Origin of the sequence: Effusibacillus consociatus, assembly GCF_042652925.1 — a bacterium.
In the GTDB taxonomy this organism is placed as follows: Bacteria; Bacillota; Bacilli; order Tumebacillales; family Effusibacillaceae; genus Effusibacillus; species Effusibacillus consociatus.
Window position 1 is genome coordinate 85,639 of sequence record NZ_JBHSHC010000033.1, and the last position, 26,334, is coordinate 111,972.

The 26,334-nt window shown below is 50.3% G+C and carries 24 protein-coding genes and 3 riboswitches; of the genes, 22 read left to right on the top strand and 2 right to left on the bottom strand.

The window, feature by feature from the left end:
* The first annotated feature begins 14 nt into the window (after positions 1–14).
* The gene (locus tag ACFO8Q_RS05860) at positions 15–1,421 is read left to right on the top strand and encodes an NCS2 family permease (protein WP_380024828.1); all 1,407 of its coding nucleotides are present in this window, start codon (positions 15–17) and stop codon (positions 1,419–1,421) included.
* A gap of 119 nt (positions 1,422–1,540) precedes the next feature.
* On the opposite strand, the gene ACFO8Q_RS05865 is transcribed toward ACFO8Q_RS05860, so the two are convergent.
* On the bottom strand, positions 1,541–1,828 hold the full coding sequence (locus ACFO8Q_RS05865; RefSeq protein ID WP_380024792.1) for a hypothetical protein: 288 nt from the start codon (positions 1,826–1,828) through the stop codon (positions 1,541–1,543).
* Positions 1,829–1,984: 156 nt separating this feature from the next.
* Between ACFO8Q_RS05865 and ispG the strand changes: the two genes are divergently transcribed.
* From ispG to purD, 15 genes are all read left to right on the top strand, one after another.
* The gene (gene ispG / locus ACFO8Q_RS05870) at positions 1,985–3,067 is read left to right on the top strand and encodes a flavodoxin-dependent (E)-4-hydroxy-3-methylbut-2-enyl-diphosphate synthase (protein ID WP_380024793.1); all 1,083 of its coding nucleotides are present in this window, start codon (positions 1,985–1,987) and stop codon (positions 3,065–3,067) included.
* Between the two features lie 59 nt (positions 3,068–3,126).
* A complete protein-coding gene (locus ACFO8Q_RS05875; RefSeq protein ID WP_380024794.1) occupies positions 3,127–3,423 on the top strand; it encodes a nucleotidyltransferase domain-containing protein in 297 nt (98 codons plus the stop codon).
* A complete protein-coding gene (locus ACFO8Q_RS05880) occupies positions 3,410–3,814 on the top strand; it encodes an HI0074 family nucleotidyltransferase substrate-binding subunit (RefSeq protein WP_380024795.1) in 405 nt (134 codons plus the stop codon). The genes ACFO8Q_RS05875 and ACFO8Q_RS05880 overlap by 14 nt, the downstream gene beginning before the upstream one ends.
* A gap of 196 nt (positions 3,815–4,010) precedes the next feature.
* A riboswitch (purine riboswitch) is annotated at positions 4,011–4,112 on the top strand.
* A gap of 257 nt (positions 4,113–4,369) precedes the next feature.
* A complete protein-coding gene (gene purE / locus ACFO8Q_RS05885) occupies positions 4,370–4,858 on the top strand; it encodes a 5-(carboxyamino)imidazole ribonucleotide mutase (protein WP_380024796.1) in 489 nt (162 codons plus the stop codon).
* Positions 4,855–5,994, top strand: a complete 1,140-nt coding sequence (gene purK / locus ACFO8Q_RS05890; protein ID WP_380024797.1) for a 5-(carboxyamino)imidazole ribonucleotide synthase — start codon at positions 4,855–4,857, stop codon at positions 5,992–5,994. The genes purE and purK overlap by 4 nt, the downstream gene beginning before the upstream one ends.
* Before the next feature lie 61 nt (positions 5,995–6,055).
* On the top strand, positions 6,056–7,417 hold the full coding sequence (gene purB, locus ACFO8Q_RS05895; RefSeq protein ID WP_380024798.1) for an adenylosuccinate lyase: 1,362 nt from the start codon (positions 6,056–6,058) through the stop codon (positions 7,415–7,417).
* 60 nt (positions 7,418–7,477) lie between these two features.
* Complete coding sequence (purC, locus tag ACFO8Q_RS05900; RefSeq protein WP_380024799.1) at positions 7,478–8,197, top strand: phosphoribosylaminoimidazolesuccinocarboxamide synthase; 720 nt, start codon at positions 7,478–7,480, stop codon at positions 8,195–8,197.
* Positions 8,194–8,442 (top strand): phosphoribosylformylglycinamidine synthase subunit PurS, encoded by a 249-nt coding sequence (purS, locus tag ACFO8Q_RS05905; RefSeq protein ID WP_380024800.1) that lies wholly within the window; start codon positions 8,194–8,196, stop codon positions 8,440–8,442. Before purC ends, purS begins: the two co-directional genes overlap by 4 nt.
* Positions 8,443–8,446: 4 nt before the next feature.
* Positions 8,447–9,127, top strand: coding sequence for a phosphoribosylformylglycinamidine synthase subunit PurQ (gene purQ / locus ACFO8Q_RS05910; protein WP_380024801.1), 681 nt, complete (start codon positions 8,447–8,449; stop codon positions 9,125–9,127).
* On the top strand, positions 9,117–11,375 hold the full coding sequence (gene purL / locus ACFO8Q_RS05915) for a phosphoribosylformylglycinamidine synthase subunit PurL (protein WP_380024802.1): 2,259 nt from the start codon (positions 9,117–9,119) through the stop codon (positions 11,373–11,375). Before purQ ends, purL begins: the two co-directional genes overlap by 11 nt.
* Positions 11,360–12,775, top strand: coding sequence for an amidophosphoribosyltransferase (gene purF, locus ACFO8Q_RS05920; RefSeq protein WP_380024803.1), 1,416 nt, complete (start codon positions 11,360–11,362; stop codon positions 12,773–12,775). Before purL ends, purF begins: the two co-directional genes overlap by 16 nt.
* Before the next feature lie 9 nt (positions 12,776–12,784).
* Positions 12,785–13,831: a phosphoribosylformylglycinamidine cyclo-ligase gene (purM, locus tag ACFO8Q_RS05925; RefSeq protein WP_380024804.1), complete on the top strand. Its 1,047-nt coding sequence runs from the start codon at positions 12,785–12,787 to the stop codon at positions 13,829–13,831.
* Positions 13,828–14,454 carry a phosphoribosylglycinamide formyltransferase gene (purN, locus tag ACFO8Q_RS05930; protein ID WP_380024805.1) on the top strand — a complete coding sequence of 209 codons (627 nt, stop codon included), beginning with the start codon at positions 13,828–13,830 and terminating at the stop codon, positions 14,452–14,454. The genes purM and purN overlap by 4 nt, the downstream gene beginning before the upstream one ends.
* A gap of 80 nt (positions 14,455–14,534) precedes the next feature.
* Complete coding sequence (purH, locus tag ACFO8Q_RS05935; protein ID WP_380024806.1) at positions 14,535–16,097, top strand: bifunctional phosphoribosylaminoimidazolecarboxamide formyltransferase/IMP cyclohydrolase; 1,563 nt, start codon at positions 14,535–14,537, stop codon at positions 16,095–16,097.
* Positions 16,098–16,314: 217 nt separating this feature from the next.
* Entirely contained in the window at positions 16,315–17,580 is a 1,266-nt protein-coding gene (purD, locus tag ACFO8Q_RS05940) for a phosphoribosylamine--glycine ligase (RefSeq protein ID WP_380024807.1), read from the top strand.
* Between the two features lie 58 nt (positions 17,581–17,638).
* On the opposite strand, the gene purT is transcribed toward purD, so the two are convergent.
* Positions 17,639–18,820 (bottom strand): formate-dependent phosphoribosylglycinamide formyltransferase, encoded by a 1,182-nt coding sequence (gene purT, locus ACFO8Q_RS05945; RefSeq protein WP_380024808.1) that lies wholly within the window; start codon positions 18,818–18,820, stop codon positions 17,639–17,641.
* Between the two features lie 72 nt (positions 18,821–18,892).
* Positions 18,893–18,975, bottom strand: a riboswitch (ZMP/ZTP riboswitch).
* 126 nt (positions 18,976–19,101) lie between these two features.
* Positions 19,102–19,216: riboswitch (TPP riboswitch) on the top strand.
* A 155-nt stretch (positions 19,217–19,371) separates the two neighbouring features.
* Between purT and thiC the strand changes: the two genes are divergently transcribed.
* From thiC to ACFO8Q_RS05975, 6 genes are all read left to right on the top strand, one after another.
* Positions 19,372–21,153, top strand: a complete 1,782-nt coding sequence (thiC, locus tag ACFO8Q_RS05950) for a phosphomethylpyrimidine synthase ThiC (protein WP_380024809.1) — start codon at positions 19,372–19,374, stop codon at positions 21,151–21,153.
* A gap of 29 nt (positions 21,154–21,182) precedes the next feature.
* Positions 21,183–21,353, top strand: a complete 171-nt coding sequence (locus ACFO8Q_RS05955; RefSeq protein ID WP_380024810.1) for a hypothetical protein — start codon at positions 21,183–21,185, stop codon at positions 21,351–21,353.
* A 405-nt stretch (positions 21,354–21,758) separates the two neighbouring features.
* The gene (locus ACFO8Q_RS05960; RefSeq protein ID WP_380024811.1) at positions 21,759–22,919 is read left to right on the top strand and encodes a hypothetical protein; all 1,161 of its coding nucleotides are present in this window, start codon (positions 21,759–21,761) and stop codon (positions 22,917–22,919) included.
* Positions 22,920–23,008: 89 nt separating this feature from the next.
* A complete protein-coding gene (locus ACFO8Q_RS05965; RefSeq protein ID WP_380024829.1) occupies positions 23,009–23,791 on the top strand; it encodes a hypothetical protein in 783 nt (260 codons plus the stop codon).
* Positions 23,788–25,410, top strand: coding sequence for a hypothetical protein (locus ACFO8Q_RS05970; protein ID WP_380024812.1), 1,623 nt, complete (start codon positions 23,788–23,790; stop codon positions 25,408–25,410). The genes ACFO8Q_RS05965 and ACFO8Q_RS05970 overlap by 4 nt, the downstream gene beginning before the upstream one ends.
* On the top strand, positions 25,389–26,333 hold the full coding sequence (locus ACFO8Q_RS05975; RefSeq protein ID WP_380024813.1) for an FTR1 family iron permease: 945 nt from the start codon (positions 25,389–25,391) through the stop codon (positions 26,331–26,333). Before ACFO8Q_RS05970 ends, ACFO8Q_RS05975 begins: the two co-directional genes overlap by 22 nt.
* Position 26,334: the final 1 nt, after the last annotated feature.

Genomic DNA, 26,334 nt, shown 5'->3' on the forward strand with positions numbered 1-26,334 from the left:
GAGGAAGCAGCATGTTGGAACGTTTGTTTCAACTTCGTGAGTACAACACCAACGTTCGGACTGAGATTATCGCTGGATTTACCACATATGTGACAATGGCCTATATTTTGTTCCTGAACCCGGCGATTTTAGCCGGAACCGGAATGGACAAGAACGCGATTTTCTTTGCAACGGCAGTAGGTGCCGGACTCGTTACACTGGCTATGGGGTTGTTCGTAAATTTCCCCGTCGCGTTGGCACCGGGAATGGGGCTTAACGCATACTTTGCTGTTGTAGCCGCCCAAAACACTGGAATTATGACTTGGCAGGTTGCGCTTGGCGCTGTATTCCTATCGGGTATCATCTTTATCATTTTGACGATAACAAAAGTTCGACAGATTCTGGTAGAAGCGGTTCCTGATTCGCTCAAGCATGCGATCACGGTCGGAATCGGTTTGTTTATTACGATCATCGGCCTGAAAATCGGCGGGCTTATGAACGTTCAGTTCCTCACCAATGGAGGGCCTTCAACCGGTGCCATCGACAAAGCGGTGGGAGGAGCTCCGACTCCCGTAAACCTGCTTCATTTTGAATGGAACCTGCTGCTGGCCAATTTTGTTCATGATAAGGGAGCACTGCTTTGCTTGATCGGTCTGGTGTTGACAGCCCTGCTGGTGGCCCTTCGGGTCCAGGGTGCGCTGCTGTTCGGGATTGTGCTGACTGCCCTGATCGGGATTCCGTTAGGTGTAACTCAAACCGAACTGTTTGGCAAAACGCCGTTCCTGCCGGACTTCTCCAATCTTAATGTCGGTGAGTTGGATATCTCAGGGGCGTTAGCGGTTGGTTTGTTTGAAGTGATCTTGGTATTTACATTCGTTGAGCTGTTTGATACCTTCGGCACATTGGTCGGAACCGCCGGCAAAACGGGCCTGCTCGATCGCCCGGATGGCCAAAAGAAACTCGGCCGTGCGATGCTGGTGGATGCGGGCGGTGTATCTTTAGGGGCGCTTCTTGGAACTTCGACCATCACTGCATATGTCGAAAGTGCCAGCGGGATTGCGGCTGGTGGCCGGACGGGTCTTACCTCGGTTACTACCGGTTTGCTTTTCCTGGCATCGCTGTTCGTATTAGCTCCGTTTGTTGCTGTCATTCCGACTCCCGCGGAAGCCCCTGCTTTGATTATCGTTGGTGTACTGATGATGAACGCGGTGAAGAAGATTGATTTTGAAAATATGATTTATGCGATTCCGGCGTTCTTGACGATTGTGTTGATGCCGTTTACCTATTCGATTGCAAACGGGATCTCCGCAGGCATCGTATTCTTCGTTCTGCTTGCTCTGGCGAATAATCTGGTTCGCAAGGAGAAAGTAAAAATTCATTGGATGATGTGGTTGCTGACTGTATTTATTCTGGCCCGCTATGTTTTTCTCGGCGGGGAATAAACTTAAATGATAAAACAGCCCGATCATCACCGGGCTGTTTTTGACGTTCATGCGATTGTAGAAACCCGATGAAGCAATTTGCCTCGGGGGAATAATGTGTGGGTAAACGACTCTCGGGGTTAAGCTGAGGTTTGCGTCAGATCCTGTATGCTTTGGCTGTTTTCGTTAACTTTAACAGAAAGAATATCGATAGTTTCTTCGAGTCTGTCAAAACGATGGGCAGTCTCCGTGCGGGTAAGAATAAACTCATCATGCATCTCATTCCGCAGACCGACGATTTCCTTCTTGAATGCCTTTCGCATCCCTTTCAGCTCGCTTCGCAGTTTGGCAGTCTCTTCTTTCAACTCGCTGCGGAGTCCGGTTATCTCTTGAAGTACCCGCAACAGCAGATCTTGTTGCTCTTCCATTGTATATCACCCCCTTGTGAATTGTATTTTCTCATTTTCACCGAATTCGGACAAGGCTTGACTTAACCAAATTGTGTTGGTCGATTGCACTGGCCCATTTTTTTGTGAACGAGTATAATAGGTAACGAACATCTTACAGATTGGAGACTGTTCTTTATGTACCTAAGAAAAGAAACGCGCCCCGTACAGGTGGGCAATGTGACGATCGGCGGCAGCGATCAGGTGATTATTCAAAGTATGACGATGACCAAAACCCATGATGTAAAGGCCACGGTCGAGCAGATTCACCGGCTGGAAGAGGCCGGTTGTCAAGTGGTCCGCGTTACCGTAAATAACGAGGAAGCTGCGGCAGCGATCAAGGATATTAAAAAAGAGATTTCGATTCCGCTGGTGGCGGATATTCATTTTGACTATAAGCTGGCTTTAAAAGCGATTGAAAACGGGATCGATAAGGTTCGCATCAATCCTGGAAACATAGGACGCCGGGAGAGAGTGGAAGCGGTTGTAAAAGCTTGCAAGGAGCGCAACATCCCGATTCGAATCGGGGTGAACGCCGGTTCCCTTGAAAAGCATATTCTCGACAAATACGGATACCCAACCGCCGAGGGGATGTTGGAAAGTGCGCTGCACCATATTCGGATTCTGGAGGATCTTGATTTTCAAAACATCATCGTCTCGATGAAAGCATCAGATGTACCGCTGGCAATTGAAGCTTATAAAAAAGCGGCCGAGTCCTTCGACTACCCCCTGCACTTGGGAATTACGGAATCCGGCACCTTGTTCGCGGGAACCGTGAAGAGTGCAGCGGGTCTTGGAACTTTGCTGTCGATGGGAATCGGGAATACCGTTCGTGTCTCACTGAGCGCCGATCCGGTCGAAGAGATCAAGGTCGCGCGTGAACTCTTGAAGACATTTGGCTTGGTCTCCAATGCGGCAACACTCGTATCCTGTCCGACATGTGGGCGGATTGAAATTGACCTGATCAGTGTCGCAAATGAGATTGAGGAGTATCTCTCCAAGATCAGGGCACCGATTAAAGTTTCCGTGCTGGGATGTGCGGTAAACGGACCCGGTGAAGCGAAGGAAGCGGATATTGGAATTGCCGGTTCGGTTGGCGAAGGCCTGCTGTTCCGCCATGGGGAGATCGTTCGTAAAGTACCGGAGAAGGATCTGGTAGCAGAATTAAAAAAGGAAATTGACCTGTTGGCTGAGAAATACGAGAAAACAGGTTCTCTGTAAATAAAGGAGACGGCACCTTGTATCACTTAGGGTGCCGTTTTTTCAAAAGGAGGATTAGTATGTTCATCAAAGAACATCTTCGGGAGCAATTGATAAAGGCATTTTCTGCACAGTCGGAGGTGTTGCGCGTCACCTTGTTTGGCTCCCGGGCAAGAGGGGACGCTGATGAACGCTCCGATATCGACTTGGCTATTGAAGCTCCCCAGTTGAATCAACGGCAATGGCTGGAACTTTTAATTTCGTTGGAGCAAATTGATACATTGCTTTCGATGGATGTAATTCGATGGGAAGAGGCTCCACCCGAGTTAAAGAAAAAAATTACGCAAGAAGGGAAGGTTCTCTATGAACGAATCTAAATCCGTTCAAAGCTTATTAAATCTGGGGAAAGCTTTGGAAAGATTGCGAGAAGCATTGCAGGTGCCGGAAGATTCATTATTGGCTGTTGATGGTACTATCCAAAGATTTGAATTTGCAATTGAGTTATATTGGAAAACACTTAAGAGATTACTTGCTAATGAAGGGATACAAACCAACACTCCCCGTGAAACATTACAACGGGCTTTTCAAGCGCACTGGCTGTCTGATGAGACTGCGTGGCTCCAGATGTTGAAAGATTGCAATGAGACTTCTCATGTGTATGCTGAAGAAACGGCATTAAGAATCTATAATCACATCAAAAGATATTTTCCGGAGATGGAACGTACATACAAGTTTCTGTTAGATCGTTTTGGCGAAAACCAATCATAACTTTCTCCATCCCTTAAAAAGCATATGCCAAACCAGGCATACGCTTTTTAATTTTCTCAGGAATGTCCGTCCGCTCAAAAATAACGTCTGGTAAAAGGAAAAAGCAACTTCCGAACGTTTTGTTACAGAGGGGTCAAAACGTTCGCCTTTTGCGTTGACACCCGTATCCCGGATTGGTACACTGTATGTAGAACGCATTGCAAAACGAATATTCACTCGTATATCCTCGGGAATATGGCCCGAAAGTATCTACCCGGTTACCGTAAATAACCGGACTACGAGCCGAAAGAGTATCTAGGGTTCCGGTCAGCACCCATCATTTTTGGCGGTGCACCATTCAGGCTTTTCACAGCGTGATTGGTGCTTTTTGGGTGGGGTTGATGTCTGGTCCGAGCGATACGCATGCCGTTGAGCGGCGTGACACCGAAGGGATAAAAGCCCAGGCGGGCAGGTTTCGCTCGCTCACGAGAAGAAACTTGCTCGTTGTGGGCTTCTATTTTTTTCGGAGATATTGGAACAATAAGGAATGTCGTTTAGATAAAAGGAGGTACCGGGATGCTGAAACCGCTGGTAGGTGTAATCATGGGCAGCCAGTCCGACTGGGAGACGATGCGGGAAGCGTGTGCAATTCTTGATGAACTGCAAATTCCCTACGAGAAAAAGGTGGTATCGGCCCATCGCACACCCGATCTGATGTTTGAATATGCGGAGACCGCAGTCGAGCGCGGGCTCGAAGTGATCATTGCAGGGGCAGGCGGCGCTGCGCATCTGCCGGGAATGGTTGCTGCCAAAACTGTGCTGCCAGTCCTTGGTGTTCCGGTAAAATCTGCCGCGCTCAATGGGCTCGATTCATTATTGTCCATTGTACAGATGCCGGCAGGAGTTCCGGTGGCGACTGTGGCGATTGGGAAAGCGGGTGCTGCCAATGCAGGGCTTTTAGCCGCTCAGATTCTTGGAACGACTCGACCTGAAATTCGGGAGCTTCTTGAGAAACGACGGGCGGAAATCCGGCAGCGTGTGATTGAAAGCGGGGATTTGACATGACTGGGACCGGACAAAAGATTCTTCCCGGCTCAACGATCGGAATTCTCGGCGGTGGGCAATTGGGCCGTATGATTGCGCTAAAGGCTCGTGAGATGGGATACCGGATCGCTGTAATGGATCCCACAGAGGACTCGCCGTGCGCGCAAGTGGCAGATAAGAACTTTGTAGGTCCGCTTGATGATGTCAACGTTGCCCGTCAAATGGCTCGCTGCTCCAACGTCATTACATACGAGTTTGAAAATGTAAGTGACGAAATGGTGCGGGTCTTGGAACAGGAAGCGTATTTGCCGCAAGGAGGACATGTTCTCCATATCACCCGGCACCGTATTCGTGAAAAAACGGCTCTTGAGTCAATTGGTATTCCGGTTGCTCCCTGGCGGCCTGTTTATTCCCGCGAGGATCTGAAAAAATCCGTTTCCGAACTGGGGCTACCCTGTGTGCTGAAGACCGCGACAGGGGGCTATGACGGAAAAGGACAGTATGTCCTGCGGCAAGCGGAAGAGATAGAAACGGCGTGGGAAACACTTGGGGCAGGCAAAAAAGAGTTGGTGCTCGAGGGATGGGTCAATTTTGACAAGGAACTTTCGGTCATCGCGGCTCGAAATCCAAGCGAGGAAGTGCGGACGTTTCCTACAGCCGAAAATGTCCACCGTGAGAATATTCTTCATCTGTCGATTGTACCTGCGAGGATTTCGGAGGAAGCGGATCGTCTGGCACAGGAATTGGCTCGGAGGATCGCTGAAAAACTGGACGTGATTGGACTGATCGCGGTAGAAATGTTCTGGAAAGAAGGGACGCTGCTTGTGAACGAACTGGCGCCCCGACCGCACAACTCCGGTCACTACACAATGGACTCTTGTGTTACGTCGCAGTTTGAACAACATGTACGGGCTGTATGCAATTTGCCTCTGGGGGATACGACACTGCTGACCCCGGTGGTGATGGTGAATATCCTGGGGGAACATCTGCAGCCGGTGCTTGAGAAGATGGATCTTCTCGCGAATGGAATCAAACTTCACCTTTACGGCAAAGAGGAAGCAAAAGAAAAGCGTAAAATGGGCCACTTGAACGTGCTTGCACAAAGTATCGAAGAGGCCTTGGAAACTATAGATAAACTTCGAATTTGGCACTCATAGAGCACAAGTCGCGCCAAGGCACCAAGGTGCCAGGTAGCGATATGAAAGGAAGTATGCGAATATGGCGATTAAAGCAATTTCCCCGTTAGACGGACGATATCGGGATCAAGCAGGCGAGTTGGGAGACTTTGTCTCCGAGTGGGCTCTCATTAAGTACCGGGTTCACGTGGAAGTGGAGTGGCTGATTGCGATGTCACAAATCGACTGGATCAAAGATGTTCGTTCCTTCACCGAACAGGAGATTCAGTTTCTGCGGAAATTAGCGGCTGATTTTGATGAAGCCGCCTCGATGGAAGTCAAAGAGATCGAAGCAACGACGAAACATGACGTCAAAGCAGTCGAGTATTATATCAAACGCCATATCAAGGATACATCGCTTGCAGACGTTGCGGAGTTCGTGCATTTCTGCTGTACATCGGAAGATATCAATAACCTTGCATATGGATTAATGCTTCAGGGGGCAATCGGCCAGATCTGGCTGCCGCTTGCGGAAAAATTGGTCTCTGCCGTAGCGGACTTCGCGGATCAAACCCGAAATGTGCCGATGCTCGCGCATACGCATGGACAACCTGCTAGTCCTACCACTGTCGGAAAGGAACTGGCCGTTTTTGTGAGAAGATGGCAGCGTCAGTTGGATCAAGTAAGGAATCTTGAATACTTGGGCAAATTCAACGGTGCTGTGGGGAACTTCAATGCTCATGTGTCCGCTTATCCAGATGCTCCGTGGGAAGATATCGCCAAATCCTTTGTGGAAAGCTTGGGGCTCACCTACAATCCGCTGACCACCCAGATCGAGTCGCATGATTATTTGGCGGAAGCCTTTATGGCGATCTCCCGGTTCAACAGTATTGCAATTGATTTTGACCGCGACATCTGGTCTTATATTTCTTTTGGGTACTTCAAACAACATACGGTCGCCGGAGAAGTCGGTTCTTCCACGATGCCGCATAAAGTGAACCCGATCAATTTCGAAAACTCGGAAGCGAATCTGGGAATGAGCAACGCGGTGTTGGAACATCTGGCACTCAAGCTCCCGATCTCCAGAATGCAGCGGGATCTGACCGATTCTTCCGCACTCCGGAACATTGGGGTGGGAATCGCACATTCAGTAATCTCAATTCAAGCCGCACTGCGCGGTTTGAAACAGTTGTCGGTGAATGAAGACGTGCTTGCGAGAGATTTGGATCAGAATTGGGAAGTACTAGGGGAAGCAATTCAAACTGTCATGCGTAAGAACGGGCATGACAACCCATATGAGAAACTGAAGGATCTGACCCGAGGAACAAAAGTGGATGCAGAAGTGATGCGCACTTTTATCGAAAGCCTGGATTTGCCGTCTGATGACAAAGCCCGTCTGCTAAAAATGACACCGGCTTCCTACACCGGCATCGCCAGCAAATTGCTCCGTCACATCGGGAAGTAAGCTACCCGTTCACATAAGAAGGCATGCACACATAAGCCACTCAAGGAGGGGGAACAGCGTATGTCCGTCAAAAGGGAAATGTTATACGAGGGAAAAGCGAAAAAAGTTTTTCTCACAGATGATGAAAGCCAAGTCATTGTGGAATACAAAGATGATGCAACCGCGTTCAACGGGGAGAAGAAGGGAACAATTGCCGGTAAAGGAGTATTGAACAACCGGATTACCTCCATTTTCTTCAAAATGCTTGAAGCGAAAGGAATTCCCACCCATTATATTGAGACCCTTTCGGAACGGGAAATGCTCGTGAAGAAGGTTCGGATTGTGCCGCTTGAAGTGGTTGTCCGCAATATTGCGGCCGGTTCGCTCGCCAAGCGCATTGGCTGGGAAGAAGGAACGATTCTTCCAAAAACGGTAGTCGAATTGTATTACAAGAACGATGAATTGGGAGATCCGCTGATTAATCACTCCCACGTCGACGTTCTCGAACTGGCAACACCTGAACAGGTTGCAGAACTTGAACAAATGGCTCGGGAAATCAACGTGTACCTGAAAGCCTTTTTGGCAGACAAAAACCTGCTGTTGGTTGACTTCAAACTTGAGTTTGGCATAGATACGGATGGCAATCTGATTTTGGCAGACGAGATCTCACCGGACACCTGCCGGTTCTGGGATGCCGATACGAAAGAAAAGCTCGATAAGGACCGCTTCCGTCGCGATCTCGGTTCGGTGGAAGAAGCATATGAAGAAATTTTACGGAGATTAGGGGGATTTGCATTATGATTCTGGCTAAAATTCATGTGACTCTGAAAGCGTCTGTACTTGATCCGCAAGGGTCGGCCGTTACCAAGTCTTTGCATGCTTTGGGATACGACGAGGTAGAAGATGTTCGAATCGGCAAATTCCTTGAAGTCAAAGTGAACACCACCGACAAGAAAGTGGCGGAAGAACGCATTACCGAAATGTGTGAAAAGCTTCTCGTCAACACGGTAATTGAGACTTACACATTCGTATTGTCGGAGGTGTAAGCCCGTGAAATTTGCGGTCATTGTTTTTCCAGGTTCGAATTGTGATATGGATACAGTCAACGCAGTTGAAGATGTGTTAGGGGAACCGGTTGACTTGGTTTGGCACCATGAGACCGATTTATCCGAATATGACTGCATTATGCTGCCAGGCGGATTTTCTTATGGAGATTATCTTCGCTGCGGGGCGATTGCCAACTTTTCACCCGTAATGGAACAGGTGAAAAAAGCGGCTGCAGAAGGAAAGCTTGTCATCGGAATTTGCAACGGATTTCAGATCTTAACGGAGTCTGGCTTGCTGCCCGGTGCACTCCGCCGCAACAATCATCTTCAGTTCAACTGTGAGATTTCACCGCTTGTGGTGGAGAATGCGGATACGGCTTTTACAATGGATTATCAAAAAGGGCAAGTGATCAACATCCCGATTGCCCACGGGGAAGGCAACTACTTTGTGGACGATCAAACACTTGCCAAGATGAAAGCGAACAATCAGATCATCTTCCGATATTACGGAAAAAATCCGAACGGTTCCGTAGATAATATCGCAGGAATTTGCAATGAACAGGGGAATGTGCTTGGCATGATGCCGCACCCGGAACGTGCGGTTCACGATTTGCTCGGCTCAAGCGACGGCCGTGCGCTCTTTACATCAATTCTTCGTAAATGGAGGGAGAAACATGGCGCATAAAGAAGCGACTGTCCAAGCGGAGCATGGCAAGGAACCGACTGCGCAGCAGATTGCCGACGAGAAAATTTATCGCAAATTCGGTTTGACCGATGAAGAATATCAAAAGATTGTATCTTTGTTGGGCCGCCAACCCAACTATGTGGAGACCGGTATCTATTCGGTGATGTGGTCTGAACACTGTTCCTACAAAAGTTCAAAACCTGTATTGAAGCGGTTCCCGACATCCGGACCACGGGTGCTGCAAGGGCCCGGCGAGAATGCAGGAATTGTGGACATCGGCGATAACCAGGCTGTTGTTTTCAAAATTGAATCGCATAATCATCCATCCGCGATCGAACCGTACCAAGGTGCAGCGACCGGCGTGGGCGGGATTATCCGCGATGTGTTTACAATGGGAGCCCGCCCGGTGGCACTGCTCAATTCGCTTCGTTTTGGTGAAATTGAGGAGAATGCACACAACCGTTATCTGTTCGGCCATGTGGTTGAGGGGATTGCCGGATACGGAAACTGTATTGGAATCCCGACTGTTGCAGGAGAAGTTGTGTTTGATAATCGCTACACCCACAATCCGTTGGTCAACGCGATGTGTGTTGGCTTGATTGACCAAGACAAGATCACCAAAGGGAACGCCTCCGGCGTAGGCAACCCGGTGATGGTGGTCGGCGCTCGTACAGGTCGGGATGGAATTCACGGTGCGACTTTTGCTTCGGCGGAAGATCCGCACTCCAAAGAACGTTCCGCGGTACAAGTCGGCGACCCGTTTATGGAAAAGCTTCTGCTGGAAGCATGCCTGGAGTTGATTGCAACCGGTGCTGTTGTCGGAATTCAGGACATGGGTGCAGCGGGGATGACTTCTTCTTCTTCAGAAATGGCGTCTCGGGCGGGATCCGGACTTGAATTGGACGTAGCACTCGTTCCCCGCCGCGAGGAAGGAATGACACCGTATGAAATCATGCTGTCCGAATCGCAGGAGCGCATGCTCGTTGTGATGGAAAGCGGCAAGGAATATATCGCGGAAGACATCTTCAAAAAATGGGGTCTCGAAGCAACTGTAATCGGACGAGTGACAGATGACGGAATGCTGCGGATTAAGGAAGGCGACAAAGTGGCTGCAGAGATTCCGGTAATCACGCTGGTCGATGACGCACCTGTTTACCATCGTCCTTCACAACGTCCGGCTTATTTGAATGAAACGGAATCTTTCGATATGAACGGACTTCAAGCACCGCAAGATTTGAACGAAACGTTGCACACTTTATTGCGACAGCCGACCATTGCATCGAAAGAATGGGTGTACCGTCAATATGACTATATGGTTCGCACATCCACAGTCGTCCGACCCGGTTCTGACGCAGCGGTTGTTTCGATTCGCGGCACTCGCAAAGCCCTGGCGATGAAAACGGACGGCAACGGCAGATATGTATATCTCGATCCGGAAATGGGCGGGAAGCTGGCGATTGCGGAAGCTGCACGAAACGTTGTGTGTACCGGTGCCGAGCCGCTTGCCGTAACCGACTGCTTGAATTACTCCAATCCGGAGAAACCGGAGATTATGTACCAACTGGAAAAATCGGCCGACGGCATGTCCGAGGCCTGCCGGGTACTCGAAACTCCTGTTATTTCCGGTAACGTATCGCTTTACAACGAAACAAACGGTGTAGATATTTACCCGACTCCAATCATCGGCATGGTAGGGCTGGTGCATGATATTGACCACATCACCACATCTGACTGGAAAGAGGAAGGAAACCTGCTTTATGTAACGGGGATTATCGCTGCCGATCTCGGCGGATCTGAATACCTGAAGGCTGTTCACGGTCAAGTGGCGGGCAAATCTCCTGCCATTGATCTTAACTTGGAACGAGCGGTTCAGAAATTGACTCTGGCAGCGATTCAAAAAGGGCTTGTCCGTTCAGCTCATGACTGTGCCGAAGGCGGTCTTGCGGTCGCTCTTGCAGAGTCTGCCATTGCAGGCGGAAAAGGTGCAGCGGTGGAGTTGGAATCGGATCTGCGAGCCGATTTTGCCCTATTCTCGGAAAGCCCGTCACGCATCATTCTGGAAATCGCGTCCGACAAGGCGGCAGAGTTTGAGGCGCTTGTGCAGGAGCAAGGTGTTCCGGTGGCCCGTATCGGCCGCGTAGAAGGCAAAAACCTTGTAATCAAAATCAACGGTCAAGCGGTAGTCGATCAGCCTGTGGACCAACTTGAGAGCACATGGAGGGGAACCATCCCATGCATCATGAAATGATGTCCGACAAATGGCATGAAGAGTGCGGAGTGTTTGGGATTTTTGGTCATGATAAAGCGGCAGAGCTCACCTATTACGGGCTCTACGCTTTGCAGCACCGAGGCCAGGAAAGCGCCGGGATAGCCACGGTTGAGGGCCGCAAAATGCATCACCATAAAGGCATGGGGCTTGTATCGGAAGTTTTCAATGAGGACGTACTCGAAACCTTAAAAGGAAATGCTGCGATCGGACACGTTCGTTATTCGACCACGGGAGATTCTTCGGTTGCGAATGCACAACCTTTAACGTTTGGGTTCCAGCGCGGGAACATGGCCCTTGCCCATAACGGGAACCTGACCAATGCGTATCAGATTCACGGACGATTGGAACGCCAGGGGAGTATTTTCCAAACAACGAGTGATACGGAAGTGGTTGCTCACCTGATTGCGAAGTCGGGTCTGCCCACGCTCGAAGAGAACGTAAAGGAATCCCTTTCGGTGGTGAAAGGTGCTTATGCGTTCCTGATCCTGAGCGATGACAAGCTGCTCGCGATGCGGGACCCTCACGGTCTGCGCCCGATGGCGTTGGGGCAGTTTGAAGGGGCGTATGTGGTGGCTTCCGAAACTTGCGCGTTTGATACGATCGGTGCGGAATATATCCGGGATGTCGAACCTGGCGAGATGTTGATCATTGACAAGGACGGTTTGCGTTCGGAAAGGTTTGCAACTGCATCCAGGAAAGCTTTGTGCACGTTTGAATATATCTATTTCGCCCGTCCCGATTCGGATATTGACGGGTTTAACGTACACTCTGTCCGGAAGAAAATGGGCAAACTGCTTGCCAAGGAACACCCGGTGGAGGCGGACGTTGTGATTGGCGTTCCGGAATCTTCGATTTCGGCCGCGATTGGCTATGCGGAAGAGACCGGTATCCCATATGAAATCGGTCTGATCAAGAACAAATACATTGGCCGGACCTTCATCCAGCCGAGTCAGGAGCTTCGCGAGCGGGGTGTGAAACTGAAGCTGTCGGCAGTTCGCAAGATTGTCGAAGGGAAAAGAGTTGTTTTAATCGACGACTCGATCGTTCGAGGCACCACCTCCAGACGAATTGTGGAAATGCTGCGGGATGCGGGAGCGACGGAAGTTCATCTGCGGATTTCCTCACCGCCCGTTACGCATGGTTGTTACTATGGGATCGATACGTCCGCGAGAGAAGAGCTTATCGCGGCGACAAAATCGGTCGGGGAGATCCGTGAATATATCGGAGCGGATACTCTTTCCTACCTGTCTGAAGAGGCCATGCTTCGTGCCTTCGGTGTGGAAGACTTCTCAAACCATAAATATTGCAACGCATGTTTCACCGGACAGTATCCGACCGAAATCTATGAAGACTTGGAAAAACACATGCTGGAAAGGTAGGGGTCAACAATGAGCGATGCATACGCAAGAGCGGGCGTCAACATTGACGCAGGCAATGAGACGGTTGACCGCATCAAACCGCATGTAGCCCGCACGTTCCGCCCTGAAGTCATCACTGCTTTGGGCGGATTCGGCGGCGGATTTCAACTGGATCTCAGCAAGTACAAGGAACCGATTCTTGTATCAGGCACTGATGGGGTCGGCACGAAGCTGAAAATCGCTTTTCAAATGGATAAACACGACACGATCGGCATCGACGCGGTGGCCATGTGCGTGAACGACATCCTGGTCATGGGTGCCGAGCCTTTATTTTTCCTTGATTATCTGGCAACCGGCAAATTGGTTCCGCAGACGGCTGAACAAATCGTCAAAGGCATTGCAGATGGATGTGTGCAGGCAGGATGTGCGTTAGTCGGCGGTGAAACAGCAGAAATGCCCGGTATGTATGCGGACGGAGAATATGACATTGCCGGATTTTCGGTTGGAATCGTCGAGAAGAGCAAGATGATCGACGGCACTCGGATCAAGCCGGGTGACGCCGTAATCGGACTGGCATCCAATGGTGTACACTCCAACGGCTACTCTTTGGTGCGCAAGGTTCTCCTGGAAGAAGCGGGTTATTCATTAGACCAGAACATTCCTGGACTTTCGAAAACACTCGGGGAAGAACTGCTTGCCCCAACCCGCATTTATGTAAAAAATGGACTTGCTCTATGCGAAAAGTTCGATGTCCGTGGATTGGTTCACATTACCGGTGGCGGCTTCTGGGAAAATATTCCCCGCGTACTCCCTGAAGGATGCGGGGTAGAGATGAATCTGGGCTCCTGGCCTGTCCCGCCTATCTTCGAAGTGCTCCAGAAAACCGGAGACATCTCTTCCACCGATATGTTCCGCACATTCAATATGGGGATTGGACTTATCGCTGTCGTTCCGGAAGAGCAGGCGGCCGATTTTATGAGGGAAGCAATCAGTCTGGGTGAAAGAGCTTATCAAATCGGTCGTATTGTCAAGGGGAATCGTGAGGTTACGATTCCAGGGATCGGGGAAGAAGCATGATCGGGCAAGAGACACAAAAAAGAATAGCGGTATTTGCATCGGGCAGCGGGAGCAACCTGCAGGTGCTGCTGGATCGGGCAGCCGAAGGGACGTTAGGCGGAGCACAGGTTGTGCTCGTTGTCTGTGACAAACCGGAGGCGAAAGCCGTGAGTCGAGCGGAGCAAGCAGGAGTGCCTGTTCTGGTTGTAATTCCGAAAGAGTATCCGGATAAAGCTTCGTATGAAGCGAGGATTCTTGAAGAATTGCGCTCGAAGCAGGTGGATTTTATCGTGTTGGCAGGATACATGCGATTGGTAGGGCCGACTTTGCTCGAACCGTATCGCGGCAGGATCCTGAATTTGCATCCTTCTCTCCTTCCAAACTTCCCGGGCAAGGATGCAATCGGACAAGCCCTGGAAGCAGGGGTGCCCCACACGGGCGTAACGGTCCATTTTGTCGATGAGGGTATGGACACCGGACCTGTGATTGCACAGGAGACCGTGACGATTGAAGATAAGGACACGAAAGAATCACTTACACAAAAGATTCAAGCGGTGGAGCATCGTCTTCTGCCGCAAGTGGTGAGCGATTATGCAAGGGGTCAAATAAGGGTGAACGGCAGAACGGCGGAATACCTGAAGTAAACATGGGCCCCCATCAAACGTAATCGGAATAGGCTTCAGAGCTTTACGTCACTTTGATGGGGATGTCGAGGGGGATCTAGATGAAGCGGGCATTGATTAGTGTGTCGGACAAGACCGGTGTGGTAGATTTGGCAAGGGCGCTAGTTCGTCACAATGTAGAAATTGTATCCACTGGCGGCACGGCAAAGCTGCTGCAGCAAGAGGGAATTCCGGTGACCGGAATCTCCGACGTAACGGGATTTCCGGAAATCATGGACGGACGTGTGAAAACTCTTCATCCCAATATTCACGGGGGATTGTTGGCAGTCCGTGACAATGAGGAGCACATGAATGCGATCAACGAACTCGGCATCCGCCCGATCGATTTGGTTGTGGTGAATCTGTATCCTTTTAAGGAAACGATTTTGAAGCCGGGCGTCACTCATGAAGAGGCAATCGAGAACATTGATATCGGTGGTCCTTCGATGCTTCGCGCAGCCGCCAAAAATTATCGCGATGTGGTTGTGTTGGTCGATGCAGGCGATTACGGCACTGTAATCGAGAGTTTGGACGCAGGACAACCGGTTTCGGAAGAAACACGTCTGGCGTTTGCGGCGAAAGTTTTCCGCCATACGGCAGCATACGATGCATTGGTAGCCCAATACATGACACGGCAGACAGGGGAAGAATTCCCCGTGACAATGACTCTCACATACGAGAAGGCTCAGGATCTTCGATATGGGGAGAATCCTCATCAAAAAGCGGCTTTCTATCGGGAGCCGGCTGCAGGGGCAGATTCCATCTCCGGCGCGAAGCAGCTTCACGGGAAGGAATTGTCCTACAACAACATCAATGACGCCAACGCGGCGATCTCAATTCTCAAGGAATTCAAGGAACCTGCGGTGGTCGCTGTGAAACACACCAACCCGTGCGGAGTCGGCATCGCAGATACCATTTTTGGTGCATGGCAGAAAGCGTATGAGGCAGATCCGGTTTCCATTTTTGGCGGAATTATTGCCTTGAACCGGCCGGTTGATGCACAGACAGCCCAGGGAATGTCCGAATTGTTCCTGGAAATCATCCTCGCTCCGAAGTTTGAGGCAGAAGCGTTTGAGATTTTATCGAAGAAGAAGAATCTCCGGTTGTTGGAAATTGCGGTGGGCGAGTCAGACGATGAGACTAAGGGTGCGGCATCTGTGCTCGGCACTCCCCGAACCACACTTAAAGTGGAAGGCGGTCTGCTGATTCAGGATTTGGATCTGAAGACCATTTCCGCCGGTGACCTGGAAGTTGTGACGGATCGCCGACCGACCGAGGACGAACTGAAGCAGCTTCTGTTCGCTTGGAAAGTGGTCAAGCATGTGAAGTCGAACGCGATCGTATTGGCAACCGGCAATCGTACGATTGGAATCGGCGCGGGCCAAATGAACCGTGTCGGAGCAGCCAAAATCGCGATTGAACAAGCGGGTGACCTGGCAAAGGGAGCGGTACTTGCTTCGGACGCATTCTTCCCGATGGGCGATACAGTCGAAGCGGCGGCGCAAGCGGGCATTGCAGCGATTATTCAGCCGGGTGGTTCGATCAAAGATGAAGAGTCGATTCAAGCGGCTAACCGTCAGGGTATCGCGATGGTGTTTACTGGGGTTCGCCACTTTAAACATTAAGAACTGCTGCACGACCGTGTCGAATTTTCCGATTCGACAAAGAGCGGAAATTGTTTACTCCATTTGACAAGTTAAACCAGGAAATTGCGATTATAATCGTAAATTGAATCTGAAATAGAGGTCAGATTTTATAGCGTTTTACATTTGGAAAACAAGGACGGGGAGCAAGGCCCGTTCGAAAGGTAAGACCTGTCTGTCGAAAAAAGGGGGCGGAAACATGAAGATTCTTGTAATCGGCGGCGGCGGACGTGAGCATGCGATTGTGTGGAAACTGGCGCAAAGCCCGCGCAAGCCAAAAATCTACTGCGCACCCGGGAATGCGGGGATTTCCGAATTGGCGGAATGTGTGCCGATTGCGGCAGATGCGGTGGAGCAGTTGGCCGATTTTGCAGAACGGGAAGGAATTGACCTGACTGTTGTCGGTCCGGAAGTTGCTCTTTCGGCTGGAGTTGTGGATGAGTTTGAGGCTCGCGGGCTTCGGGCTTTCGGCCCGCGCAGGGAAGCGGCATTGATTGAAGCCAGCAAGGCGTTTGCGAAAGACCTGATGATGACACACGGAATTCCTACTGCCAAGTACCAAACGTTTACGGAACTGGAACCGGCGCTGCAATACATTCGTGAACAAGGTGCACCGATTGTCGTCAAAGCGGACGGACTGGCGGCGGGTAAAGGCGTGATTGTGGCACAAACCCTCTCGGAAGCGGAAGAAGCTGTTCGCTCGATCATGGAAGACAAAACGTTTGGAGAAGCGGGCAGTCGAGTCGTGATTGAAGAGTTTCTGACAGGAGAAGAGGCGACCGTATTAGCGTTTGTGGATGGATCGACAGTCAAGCTGATGGTTCCTTCGCAGGACCATAAGCCGGTCTTTGACGGAGACAAAGGTCCGAATACCGGTGGCATGGGGACTTACTCTCCCGTGCCGCGGGTGAAGGAAGATCTGCTGCATGAAATCGAGTCAACAATTGTTCGCCCGGTTGTGGAAGCGATGGCAGCGAAAGGAACACCGTACAAGGGAGTTCTTTATGCCGGATTGATGTTGACGGAGCAAGGTCCGAAAGTGATCGAATACAATGCGCGTTTTGGTGATCCCGAGACGCAAGTGGTATTGCCCCTGCTGGAGAATGACCTGATTGACGTTGCAGAGGCGGTCATCGACGGGCGTTTGCAGGAGATTGAAATCTCCTGGAACAAGGGGGCTGCCGTCTGTGTCGTGCTTGCGGCAGAAGGCTACCCGGGTTCCTACCGAAAAGGCGATGTGATCGAAGGACTGGATCGTTTGTCGGGCCAAGTGGTGGCATTTCATGCGGGGACCAACTCCGTGGATGGGAAATATGTGACCAACGGCGGACGGGTACTCGGAGTTACAGGTTTCGGTTCCGACCTGAAATCTGCTAAGGAAAACGCGTACCGTGGTGTCGAAGCGATCCGGTTTGAAGGAATGCATTACCGGAAAGACATTTCGGATAAGGCGTTTCGGTCATAGGAAACAGCACTTTTAATAAAGAAAACCCCTTGCCACTCTGGTCAAGGGGTTTTCTTCGTCATTGATTGTAAGAGATTTTCAAATGAGAGGCGGCTTGTTTTGCCCGTTCCCTTGCAACCTCAATGGAAGGTCCTGCACTGAGGGCTACCGCCATCCGGCGGCCCACTTTTGTTTCCGGCTTGCCAAAAATGCGAACCTGGGTATTTGGAACCGACAAAGCATCTTCAATTCCGTCGATTTGATACTCCTTCTGTTCTTCCCAAGCTTTCAATGTATGACTGGCGCCCGGTGAAAGCAATGTGACACCTGGAATCGGGAATCCGAGAATCGCCCGAACATGCAGGGCAAATTCGGAGAGATCCTGCGTAACCAGTGTCACCAACCCTGTATCGTGGGGGCGGGGCGACACTTCACTAAAGTAGATTTTGTCAGGTGCCACAAACAGCTCAACGCCAAAGATTCCGTATCCGCCAAGTGCATCCGTTACCGTCCTGGCAATGTGCTGGGCTTCCTTAATCTGCTCGACAGTCATAAAATGGGGCTGCCAGGAATCGATGTAATCGCCGTCTTTTTGAATGTGGCCAATCGGTTCGCAGTAGGTTGTCCCAGAAACGGAACGGACCGTCAGCAGCGTGATCTCCGAATCAAAATGGATAAACTCCTCTACAATCACCCGAGCGTTTTTTGCTCGACCGCCTTCCATCGCATAATTCCAGGAGGACTCCACATCGTCCAGGGAACGGCAGATGCTTTGCCCCTTGCCGGACGAACTCATGACCGGCTTGATCACACAGGGCGTACCGATTTTTTGAACCGCTTGCCTTAATTCTTCAAGGCTGTTTGCAAACTCATAACGGGCGGTGGGAAGCTGCAGGGTCTCCGCAGCCAGCCGTCGAATGCCTTCACGGTCCATTGTCAGACGGGTGGCAGTTGCGGTGGGCACCACACGATATCCTTCCTGCTCCAATTCAACCAGAGTGGGTGTGTGAATCGCTTCGATCTCAGGGACGATCAGATCCGGTTGTTCCTGTTGGATCAGTGAACGCAGCTGATCAGGATCGAGCATATCCATCACATGAGAACGGTGGGCAACCTGCATGGCAGGTGCGTTCGCATACCGGTCGACTGCGATCATTTCCACTCCAAGACGTTGGGCTTCAATGGCAACTTCCTTTCCGAGCTCTCCTGATCCGAGCAGCATCACCTTTTTTGCGTGTTTTGAGAGAGGTGCTCCGTACATCTTAAAACCCCCTTGATTTGTAAAATAAGGTTTTACATCTGCGGCAACAAAAAGCCGCCTGGGTTCCCGATAAAAGGGTGCCCAGGCGGCCGGCTTCTGAAACAATCGCATTCCCTTGTGGTGCTCCACAATATCCGCCAGTCATGCGATTGGTACAAGTTCTGTTTTGAGTTAAGCATAGCACTCTATCGGGTAAGGATCAAGCATGTAAAATGATATGTAAAATGATACTTGTCAACTCCACTGCTTATGGTATAGTTAATACATAAGAACCGAAAAAGTTTTGCTACTAGGGGTGCCCATGAGCTTGGGCTGAGAGAGAGACGCTTTGAAGTTTCTCGACCCTCAGGACCTGATCTGGATCATACCAGCGTAGGAAAGTAGTTGGCATACATACTTTTGTGGATGAAGCTTACCCTGCGAATCTGCCGTATGTTTGACCGGATCCTTTTCTGCGGGATCCGGTTTTTTAGTGCCCAATTTTCGTTTATGCTGGAATATCCGATCCTGTCCAACGGACTTTTTCCAATAAGAATAGGGAGGTAGGAATAGTGTCTCACATCATTCAAAACAGTCCGAACATCGATTTGAAGTCAGCTTTTCCAGGAAGTCGCAAAGTCTATGTGGAAGGTTCCCGGCCCGATTTGAAGGTGCCAATGCGGGAAATCCAGCTTCACCCTTCATCAACGCCGGCAGGTGAAGTCGAAAATGAGCCTGTGCGTGTCTATGACACGAGCGGTCCGTATACAGATCCGGACTACACCGTCGATATCCGAAAAGGAATCCCGGCGATCCGCCGTAACTGGATTCTGGAACGGGGAGATGTAGAGGAATATGAAGGCCGTGAAGTAAAACCTGAGGACAACGGATACCGGTCGGATGATCCGCTTGCCAACCGTGAGGTTTTTCCGGGTCTGCAACGGCGTCCATTACGTGCAAAGCCAGGGAAGAATGTGACACAAATGCATTATGCAAAGAAAGGAATCATCACTCCCGAGATGGAGTTTATCGCGATCCGGGAAGGACTCTCTCCGGAGTTTGTCCGCGATGAGGTAGCCCGCGGGCGCGCGATTATCCCTTCTAATATTAACCACCCTGAAAGTGAACCGATGATTATAGGCCGGAACTTTCATGTGAAAATCAATGCGAATATCGGGAACTCAGCTGTCACTTCCTCCATTGATGAAGAAGTGGAGAAAATGACTTGGGCGACCCGTTGGGGTGCCGACACCATCATGGACCTGTCGACGGGTAAGAACATCCACACCACCCGTGAATGGATTATTCGGAATTCTCCGGTGCCTGTGGGAACGGTTCCTATCTATCAAGCACTTGAAAAAGTAAACGGAGTCGTGGAAGACCTCAGCTGGGAGATCTATCGTGATACATTGATCGAACAAGCGGAACAGGGTGTCGATTACTTTACCATTCATGCGGGTGTTCTGCTGCGTTACGTACCGTTAACCGCGAAGCGTGTAACCGGTATCGTGTCCCGCGGCGGATCGATTATGGCCGCATGGTGCCTGGCGCACCATAAAGAGAACTTCCTGTATACTCACTTCGAAGAAATTTGCGAAATCATGAAAGCGTATGATGTTGCCTTCTCACTGGGTGACGGATTGCGTCCGGGTTCCATTGCCGATGCGAACGACGAAGCCCAATTTGCTGAACTGAAAACGCTCGGCGAACTGACCGAAATCGCTTGGAAACACGATGTACAGGTGATGATTGAAGGACCGGGACATGTCCCGATGCATAAGATCAAAGAAAATATGGACCTGCAGCTGGAAATCTGCCATGAAGCGCCTTTCTATACATTAGGACCTTTAACAACCGACATCGCTCCGGCTTACGATCACATTACGTCAGCTATCGGTGCGGCGATGATTGGTTGGTACGGTACGGCTATGTTGTGCTACGTTACACCGAAGGAACACCTTGGACTTCCGAACAAGAATGACGTTCGCGAAGGGGTAATTGCCTACAAAATTGCCGCTCACGCAGCCGATCTGGCGAAAGGGCATCCAAATGCGCAAAAACGGGACGACGCGCTTTCGAAAGCACGCTTTGAATTCCGCTGGCGTGACCAATTCAACCTGTCCCTTGATCCGGAACGGGCAATGGAATACCATGACGAAACCCTCCCGGCCGAAGGTGCCAAGACAGCTCACTTCTGCTCGATGTGCGGTCCGAAGTTCTGCAGCATGCGGATCACCCAGGATATTCGCGAATATGCCGAAACGAAAGGAATCGAGCTGGAAATTGCAATCGATGAAGGCATGGAGGAGAAAGCAAAAGAATTCCGTGAGGCAGGCGGACAGATTTACAAATAGAAAACCGGATTGGGCTAGGAGGCACATGCATGAAACGGGTGCAGGAGATCGAGCATGAAATCACTGAGATTTCCCAGCGGCTTCAAAAATTGAAGCTTGAATTGGAACAGATCCGAAAAACATGCGCTCATGATTTTGTCGAAAATCAATATACCCAGACATGTGTCAAATGCAATCTGACCGAATCGCTTTATTATTGAAATTGGTTGTTGCAAAGCTTTAATTCGAGAACCCCTTGTCAGAAAGGTGATTTCTGACAAGGGGTTCTTAATGCGCAAGTTGTAACCTTTTCCGGGACCAGTCTAATTAACACAAGATAAAGTGATGAAGATGAGATTTTTTGAGAGCGGAGATGAGCTGTCACGTTCTACATCATCCCGCTATAATCTGAGAACGGTTTTAGAGATAAGGCTTCCTCCAAGCGCGGTTCGGATTCGTACGACGGGGCTTCGATCGGAGCCTTTTTTTATTTGATAAATCAAACTTGAAAAATTTCTCTTTACAGACTTGGCAGGTTCGTTGTATTCTATCGATGGAAGTGATAATCATTATCAATAGGATCAAATCCATTACAAACTATCTACATATTCAGGGGGAAAAACATTATGTCGTACAAAAAATGGGCAATTGCAGTACTTGCATCTTCACTCGTTTTGACAGCTTGCGGTTCGAAGGAAACGGCAAAACCGGCCGAACAGCCAAAGCAGGAAGCACCGAAGCAGGACGCACAAAAAGCAGCTCCTGCGGAACGAGTCAAAGCCTATAAGGATATGGTCGAAGAGCTGGGGAAGGGCAAGGACGGCGGCAAGGTTGATTTTGAGAAAGTAGAAAAGCTCTATAACGAACAATTCAAGAAGCTGGTTCAAGATCGCGACAGTGAGTACAGCGAGAAGCTGGATCAGGAAATCTCCAGCGCGATCAAAGCTGGCAAAGAAGGTTCGCTGAAGTCTGACATCGTGAAGCAAGTGGTGGATAAACTTGGACAAAAAGTGTTCTTCTTGACTCTTCGTCACAACTTTAAAGCGGTTGAAGACAACATTGCCGACAAAGAAAAGGCAAAGGCAGAATTGGATCAGGCGAAAGCGTATTACAATGGTGTCTTGAAATCGACCGTTGAAAAGCGTGACACTGCATACCAGACCCAAATGGTAACTGCAATTGATGGCGCTCTGAAGGATATGGATGCGGCAATTGAGGGAGGCAAGAAGCTTGATTTCTCCCTTGCTAAGCAAGTAGTGGATAAGACTTTGATGAAGACCTTCTATCTGGCAGCAGGCGCGGCACAGGGATACGCTTACAAAGTTGAAAAAGCGGTCGCAGAAGGCAAAGATCCGAAAACTGAGCAGGCGGAAGGCTGGGCATTCTATCAATCCCTGCACGCATATCTTGTAAAATCCGCTAAGGAAGATGCGGAATTCATCCAAAACAAATTTGATCTGAAGACCTCGACAAAAGACATCAAGGCTGACGAAATCAATAAAGCTTTTGTCCGTGGGTTTGCTAAGGTTGCCAAGAGTGAATACAAAGAATCATTCGAGAACTTCGGTAAGGACAAAGGCGCAATCACCGCACTCGAAGGCGCTCTGTTCATCAACGTGATCGAAGCTGATGCCAAGAAAATTCTCGGCGAAGCTCAAACCAAGACCCTCGTGGAAAAGGCGAACGAACTGCTGAAAGCGGCGAAAGCGAACGACAAGGCGAAGGCGGACGCTCTCTTTAAAGAGATCGAACCTTCTCTGGATAAACTGGCCAAAGCAGGAAAATAGCAGTGACGAAAGGGTATCCGGAACATCCGTGTACCCGCTTTGTGCAAATATGGGAAATCCATCAATTGGCCTTGGGCAGGGGGGCACGTGTGGTGAAGGTAAAACTGAGCCGGTTACGGAAATTGCTGCTTGTTGGATGCGGCTTGGCATTGGTTGCCGGTTTGTTTCCGGCAGCTGCCGGAGCTTATTCCTATGGGGATCCGAACGAGGAACAAGTAGCTGAAGTTTATAAAAAGATGGTGGCGAAGCTCAACGAGTCCCCCGCGGATTTTGCAGGCGCCAAAGCGATTTTTGAGCCTGTCAAAAATGAATTGGACATGCATATGGGGCCGGAACCGGCCGCATCCGTATTGGCAAACTTGAATGAAAAGAAAAAAGATGAAGTGATCCATGACATGCAAAAGATTCTTGTGCTTAACATTGCACGGCGGCTCGAGAATATTGAAAAAGATTTCAAGAACTACTCGCAGACCAAGCTGCTGATTGCGAAAGCCAATGCCACTTACGCAGCGCTCTCACCGAGCGTGAAGGAAAAAAATGCGGCCTTGGATGCATCGGTCCGACAGGAATTTGAGAATGCTCTTCAATCACTCGGCAATCCCGGTTTATTCGGTGTAGGGGTGAAAGAACCGGATCCGGCATCCTTCAAATCGAGTAAAGAAAAGATCCTGAAGTCTTTACAAGACCAGTTTGGTCTCAAGAGTTTGGAAGTCGGTCACTTTAAGGAAGGCAGCGGACCCGGCAATGAGCAGAATGCAAAGAAACAGGTCGGGACTGATTTTTCGGATGTGAAGAACTGGATTCCGATTGCCTTGATTGTGATTGTGGTTGCAGGAGTGATTATCTTGACCCGAAGGAAGATGCGGAAGTGAGGATGCGGGGAGGTCGCCGGGCCATTGCCCATCTGGCACTGCTTACCCTGTTTGCGGTAACGGTGAGGCTGTTGTTCGTGGCCCCCTATCCGACCGGATGGGATGATGTCGATTTTGCGCTTGCACTCGAACAATATGACCTGGCAAGAATGCAGCCTCATTTTCCCGGATATCCGGTCTATATTTTGGCGGCCCATCTTTTCCATTCGTGGATGGACGATCCTTTTCTGACGTTGACCGTATTGTCAGCAGTTGCGGGAGGATTCACCGTCATCCCGCTCTGGCTGTTGTTTCATGAAATGGGCTCCGCAGCAGCGGCCCGCTTGACGGTCTGGATGTACACGGTCGCCCCTTTGCCGCTTATTACGAGCATTCAACCGATGTCTGACTCGTTGGGTGCTTTTCTGGCGGCGTGGCTGGCGTTTTTTTCGTGGAGTGCGGCTGCAGAAGGCAGATTGCAAGACGGCGTCTCCAGGAACGGAGGGATGAGTTGGGCGTTGGCTGCCTCTGGCATTACGCTGGGATTGCTGCTGGGTGTTCGTGTGTCTTATCTGGCTCTGTCGCTGCTCTGGCTGTGGGCGAGCGTTCAGGTACTCCGTAACCGGGAAGTCGCACAGAAGCTGCGGGTCAGAATTGCAGTCATTTCTTGTGGGGCAGGGGCATTCACTTGCTGCATTTGGGTAACGGCCTTGATTCTTTCTACAGGTGGAATTGATTCGTTTCTTGCCCTAGCCGTCTCGTTTACAGGAGGGCATTTCTCCGATTGGGGAGGAACGTATCAGGCGGGTGCTTCCTTGGCGGATCGTGCCAAGCTCTTTCTGTTCCGACAGATCGGTGGAGCCGGACTTGGTACCATATGGTGGGGGAATGGAGAAAGTGGGCGTTGGATTTCTTTCGTAATGGCCGGCATCGGAATTTCAGGGCTTGCGGTAAGGAGGGATCGACTGCCCTTCAAGCACCGGGTATTCTTATTCGTCTGGATCATCCCCTATCTGCTGTGGGCTTTTTTTGCTCAGAACGTGGAGAAGCCCCGGCATATTCTGCCTTTGCTGCCGCCGCTACTCTATTTATTGGTAGTGGGGCTTGAAGGGATCGCCTATCGGGTGGGGGAGGCCATACAACGGATCTGGAACGAGCGGAACGGGAGCGGACGGATTTTGACCGTTTTCGGGATGATATGGATAGCCGCATTGATCAGCGTATCCTATCCGATTCTGAAAGAGGCGGATTCAAAAGAATCCCCGATGGTCCAACTGGCCCGCTACGTAAAAGCCAATGTGCAGGAGAAAGACAGTCTGATTTTCACATGGGAAGAACAGCGCGTGCTCGAATATATGAGTCCGGATCATACTTCCATCCGACTTCGAAAGTGGGAGGATTTCCGAACGGAAATTCTGCAGTATGAGGTTCCGCCGAGAAGAATTCTAGGGACGAGCGCCATGGTGGCGGGGCTGGACCGGGAGGTTTCCGGATTTTTTCAACCGGTGGCGGTATTTCAAGGGAATCCCTGGTTGTATCCCACCTATCATCGAATAGTTCTTTACGAGGGGACACCTTTGCTACTGGAAGAACTGCGGAGGGGAGAGGGGGAAACAGCATGGAAATCCAAGCATTACTGATTACGTTCCGCGAGGCGTTGGAAGCCCTTTTGATCGTGGGAATCATTACTTCTTATCTAAAAAGGGTGAACCGCCCCGAATTTACTATTTACGTCTGGTTGGGGGCAGGACTTGCTGTCGCAGCCAGCTTTGGTGCAGCGCTGCTGTTCCAGGTTGTACTTACCGGTTTTGCGGTGATGGGCAGCGAAATGTATCTAAAAATCTCAATTATGTTCATTTCCGCCCTTTTGCTGACCCAGATGGTATTTTGGATGGCGCAGCAAAGCCGGGATATGAAAGGACAAGTGCAGGGAAAACTTGATCAATTCATTACCGCAGGGAACGTGTTCGGCATGGTGATGCATTCGTTCCTGGTTGTACTGCGGGAAGGGGTTGAGACCGTATTTTTCTTTGCGGCGATTACCGGGGGTGATATCGGGAAAGCGCTGCAGGGCTGGGGAGCCGTTACGGGAATCGTCCTTGCGGCCGTTGTAAGCTATTTCTTCTTTAAAGGAACGATGCGGATTCCGCTTCAAACGTTCTTTCGGGTTACGGGCGCTTTCATTATTCTGATCGCAGCCGGACTGCTCGTACAGGGTGTGTCGATGCTGCAGGATTTGAACATCATCGGCAGTTTGGTTCCGCATCTTTACGATCTGACCTGGTTGATGCCGGAGCACCCGATTGACCATCAACACTACGTGCGTGATACGGGGCATGAGCCGATTTTGTCGGGACAGGTTGGCATCTTTCTGAAAGCTTTGTTCGGTTATTCGTCCATGCCTTCGCTTGAAGAAGTGGTGGTCTATGTTGGATACTTTGTTGTCTTGTATCTGTTGCTCGGGAATCGGAAAGCTCGGGCGGTTCGTCAAGACAACTGTGAAAGTCGGGATCATCAGACTGGTACGGCAAAGATCAATGGAAATACAAAGGTGGCGGAATAAT

Bases quoted from the DNA above. Each gene is read 5' to 3' on its own strand.
- ACFO8Q_RS05875 (WP_380024794.1), top strand. From the start codon at position 3,127: ATGTTCATCAAAGAACATCTTCGGGAGCAATTGATAAAGGCATTTTCT.
- purS (WP_380024800.1), top strand. From the start codon at position 8,194: ATGATTCTGGCTAAAATTCATGTGACTCTGAAAGCGTCTGTACTTGAT.
- ACFO8Q_RS05955 (WP_380024810.1), top strand. From the start codon at position 21,183: ATGAAACGGGTGCAGGAGATCGAGCATGAAATCACTGAGATTTCCCAG.
- purF (WP_380024803.1), top strand. From the start codon at position 11,360: ATGCATCATGAAATGATGTCCGACAAATGGCATGAAGAGTGCGGAGTG.
- ACFO8Q_RS05960 (WP_380024811.1), top strand. From the start codon at position 21,759: ATGTCGTACAAAAAATGGGCAATTGCAGTACTTGCATCTTCACTCGTT.
- ACFO8Q_RS05975 (WP_380024813.1), top strand. From the start codon at position 25,389: ATGGAAATCCAAGCATTACTGATTACGTTCCGCGAGGCGTTGGAAGCC.
- purL (WP_380024802.1), top strand. From the start codon at position 9,117: ATGGCGCATAAAGAAGCGACTGTCCAAGCGGAGCATGGCAAGGAACCG.
- purH (WP_380024806.1), top strand. From the start codon at position 14,535: ATGAAGCGGGCATTGATTAGTGTGTCGGACAAGACCGGTGTGGTAGAT.
- ACFO8Q_RS05865 (WP_380024792.1), bottom strand. From the start codon at position 1,828: ATGGAAGAGCAACAAGATCTGCTGTTGCGGGTACTTCAAGAGATAACC.
- purN (WP_380024805.1), top strand. From the start codon at position 13,828: ATGATCGGGCAAGAGACACAAAAAAGAATAGCGGTATTTGCATCGGGC.
- purT (WP_380024808.1), bottom strand. From the start codon at position 18,820: ATGTACGGAGCACCTCTCTCAAAACACGCAAAAAAGGTGATGCTGCTC.
- purM (WP_380024804.1), top strand. From the start codon at position 12,785: ATGAGCGATGCATACGCAAGAGCGGGCGTCAACATTGACGCAGGCAAT.
- purD (WP_380024807.1), top strand. From the start codon at position 16,315: ATGAAGATTCTTGTAATCGGCGGCGGCGGACGTGAGCATGCGATTGTG.
- purK (WP_380024797.1), top strand. From the start codon at position 4,855: ATGACTGGGACCGGACAAAAGATTCTTCCCGGCTCAACGATCGGAATT.
- purB (WP_380024798.1), top strand. From the start codon at position 6,056: ATGGCGATTAAAGCAATTTCCCCGTTAGACGGACGATATCGGGATCAA.
- purE (WP_380024796.1), top strand. From the start codon at position 4,370: ATGCTGAAACCGCTGGTAGGTGTAATCATGGGCAGCCAGTCCGACTGG.
- ispG (WP_380024793.1), top strand. From the start codon at position 1,985: ATGTACCTAAGAAAAGAAACGCGCCCCGTACAGGTGGGCAATGTGACG.
- purC (WP_380024799.1), top strand. From the start codon at position 7,478: ATGTCCGTCAAAAGGGAAATGTTATACGAGGGAAAAGCGAAAAAAGTT.
- ACFO8Q_RS05880 (WP_380024795.1), top strand. From the start codon at position 3,410: ATGAACGAATCTAAATCCGTTCAAAGCTTATTAAATCTGGGGAAAGCT.